Here is a 3,002-nt window from a genome sequence, read left to right on the forward strand (position 1 = left end):
TCGAGCGCCGCGCCGATGGCGGGCACGTGCGAGGTGTAGACGGATGCGGTGAGTTGGGCCATGTCAGTTGTTTCTCGCTTGGCCTTGCGGCTGGCGGTGCGCTTGCGCGTCACCGTCTTCTCCGATGTGGCGGTTGCCCTCGGCCGAGCGGCCGCCCGCGATCATCATGTTGCGGTACTCGTCTTCTGTCATGCCGGTCATGCTGCCGGCCATCTGCTGGAAGCTCTTGCCGTCGGTGGCGCCGATCTTGGCCAGGAAGTAAATGTTGCCGCCCAGGCCGATGCAGCGGTTCAGGTCGCGTGCGAGCACGGCCTGCTTCTGCTCTTCGCTCATCGGCCATTCGTCGAGATAGGCACGCTCGTTGGCCTTGAAGCGCTCGCGGTTGGCGGCCTTCATCAGCGACATGCAGAACTGGTTGAGGTGGTAGCCCTTGCGAGACTGCTCCGCATCGAAGATGGTGGTGCCGGGCACGTCGAGGTACGGTTTGTCGAGTGGCATTCAGGTTTCCTCCGGCCAGTACAGCCGCATCGGATTGGTGACCAGCAGCTTCTTTTGCAGTTCGCCCGTGCCAGCGATGTGCGGGATGAAATCGACCAGCAAGCCGTCATCCGGCATGTGGTTCTTCAGGTTCGGGTGCGGCCAGTCGGTGCCCCACAACACACGGTCGGGAAAGGTCTCGACGATGCGGCGTGCGAAGGGGATCACGTCGCGGTAGGCGTTCTGTTCGCCATTCAACGCGGCTGGGCCTGCGACTGAAAGGCGCTCCGGGCAGCTCACCTTGCTCCACACGTTGGGGTAGTCGCGCATGAACTGCACGAACAGCTCGAACTCGGAGCCGTCGACGGGCTTCGTCACATCGGGCCGGCCCATGTGGTCGACCACGATGGTGGTCGGCAGGGCGGTGAAGAAGTCCCACAGCTCGGGCAGGTCGACGGCTTCGAAATAGATCACCACATGCCAGCCCAGCGGGGCGATGCGCGAGGCGATTTCCATCAACTCGTCTTTGGGCATGAAGTCGACCAGGCGCTTGACGAAGTTGAAACGCACGCCGCGCACGCCGGCGTGGTGCATACCGTGCAACTCATGGTCGGTGACCGTGCGCTTGACCGTGGCCACACCGCGCGCCATGCCGTTGGCGTGGCGCAGCGCGTCGACCATCGCGCGGTTGTCGACACCGTGGCAGGTGGCTTGCACCACCACGTTGCGCTCGAAGCCGAGGTGGTCACGCAGCGCGAAGAGTTGCTGCTTCGACGCGTCGCAGGGTGTGTACTTGCGCTCCTTGGCGTAGGGGAATTCGGCACCGGGGCCGAACACGTGGCAATGCGCGTCGACGCTGCCTGGTGGCGGCTTGAAGCGCGGTTTTGACGGGCCGTCGTACCAGTCGAGCCAGCCGGGGGTCTTGGTGAATTCCATTTGCAGTCAGGCCTCTCGCCGGGCCGCCCCGAGGGAGGCCTGCGCCCCCTTGGGGGGCAGTGAACGAAGTGAGCGTGGGGGTTGTTGTTTCATCAGTCAATGGGCTTGAACTGCGCCAGGATGCGATCGGCCTCGGTGCGCCAGTCGCTGCTGCGGGCGAACTCTTTCGTCCCTTTTGGGCCGAAGAGCCCCGCGTCGGCGAGGTCGGCCACCCAGGCCTGTCGATCGGCGGTGCCGCTGGCCGACCAGGGCTCCAGGCCGGCCTCGCGCACGGTCTGCGCCACCTCGCGCACTTCTTCGCTGCGGCGGCGACCGTGTTCGATCACGCGCTGAAAGAAGTAGGCGCCTTGTTTTTCCCAGTCGATGCCGGGGAAGGTTTCTTTGAGCGACGCGAGCACCGCGTCTTCCACCCCATAAGCGCGGGCAGTGGTGAAACTTTCGATCACCATCGCTTCGAGCCCCTTGATCATCACGCTGCGGCACATCTTGGTGGCCGAGGCCACCCCGAGCTTGTCGCTGGCCACCTGGCTGGCGAAACCCAGCGTGTTGATGAGCGGCATCAGCGCCGCCGCGTCGGGCCCGCCCAGCAGCAGAGGCACCTTGATGCGGTAGGGCGGGACCGACGTCATCACCGCCCCTTCGACATAACGCCCGCCATTGCGCTTGACGATGTCGGCTGCGCGGATCTTGGCGCCGGGCGAGGCGGAGTTGAAGTCGAGGAAGTAGGCGCTGGGTCGGAGGGTCGGCGCGCAGGCCTGGGCTACCGGCACGGCCTGGCTGGCGGTGACGGCGCTGATGATGAAGTCGGCTTGTTCCGCGAGTTCGGCATGCGACTCGAACAGCGTCACGCCGTGCATGGCTGCGTGTTGTCGCAACGGCGAGCCGGCTTCGCTGCCCAGCTTCAAATCGTGCGCGCTGACCGTCACGCTCTGTGCGCGCAAGTCTTCGGCCAGGATGCGACCGAGCTCGCCGTAGCCGACGAGGCCGATGTGCCATTGGGTGGGGTTGGTGTTCATGGGGTGATTCCTTTGTCTCCGTCTCCGCCACCGTTCGCCCTGAGCCTGTCGAAGGGTGCGCACAGCTCGGCGCTGGCTTCGACAGGCTCAGCCCGAACGGGGCTGGTTGAAGTGCGTTCAGTCGATGTATTTCAAGCCCGCCTTTTCCAGCGGCTCGCGCATCTTGTACATGTCGAGCCCCAGCACGCCCGAAGCCAGCTTGGCGCGTTTTTCGCCTTCGAAGGATTCACGCACCGCCGCCGCCTCCAGTGTCTTGGCAGCCATGGCGCGCGGCACGCACACCACACCGTCGTCGTCGGCCACGATCACGTCGCCGGGGGTCACCAGCATGCCGGCGCACACCACCGGAATGTTGACCGAGCCGAGCGTGGCCTTTACCGTGCCCTTGGAACTGATCGCTTTGCTCCACACCGGAAAGCCCATCTCGGTGAGCGTCTTCACGTCGCGCACGCCGGCGTCGATGACCAAGGCACGTGCGCCGCGGGCCTTGAAGCTGGTGGCGAGCAGGTCGCCGAAGTAGCCGTCGGTGCATTCGGCGGTGACCGCCGCCACCACGATGTCACCGGGTTGGAT

Annotated in this window: 4 protein-coding genes; all 4 read right to left on the minus strand. The window is 65.2% G+C overall.

The features are described from left to right. Positions 1-63: 63 nt before the first annotated feature. On the minus strand, positions 64-498 hold the full coding sequence (ligA, locus tag RMO40_RS15910; protein WP_309723469.1) for a protocatechuate 4,5-dioxygenase subunit alpha: 435 nt from the start codon (positions 496-498) through the stop codon (positions 64-66). Then, complete coding sequence (locus RMO40_RS15915; protein ID WP_309723472.1) at positions 499-1,413, minus strand: amidohydrolase family protein; 915 nt, start codon at positions 1,411-1,413, stop codon at positions 499-501. Between the two features lie 92 nt (positions 1,414-1,505). Beyond that, positions 1,506-2,492: a DUF1932 domain-containing protein gene (locus tag RMO40_RS15920; protein WP_309723474.1), complete on the minus strand. Its 987-nt coding sequence runs from the start codon at positions 2,490-2,492 to the stop codon at positions 1,506-1,508. A 54-nt stretch (positions 2,493-2,546) separates the two neighbouring features. Beyond that, a partial coding sequence (locus RMO40_RS15925; RefSeq protein WP_309723477.1) for a 4-carboxy-4-hydroxy-2-oxoadipate aldolase/oxaloacetate decarboxylase occupies positions 2,547-3,002 on the minus strand: 456 nt, incomplete at its 5' end.

The sequence above is a fragment of the Rhizobacter sp. genome (genome assembly GCF_031412075.1).
Taxonomy (GTDB): domain Bacteria; phylum Pseudomonadota; class Gammaproteobacteria; order Burkholderiales; family Burkholderiaceae_C; genus Rhizobacter.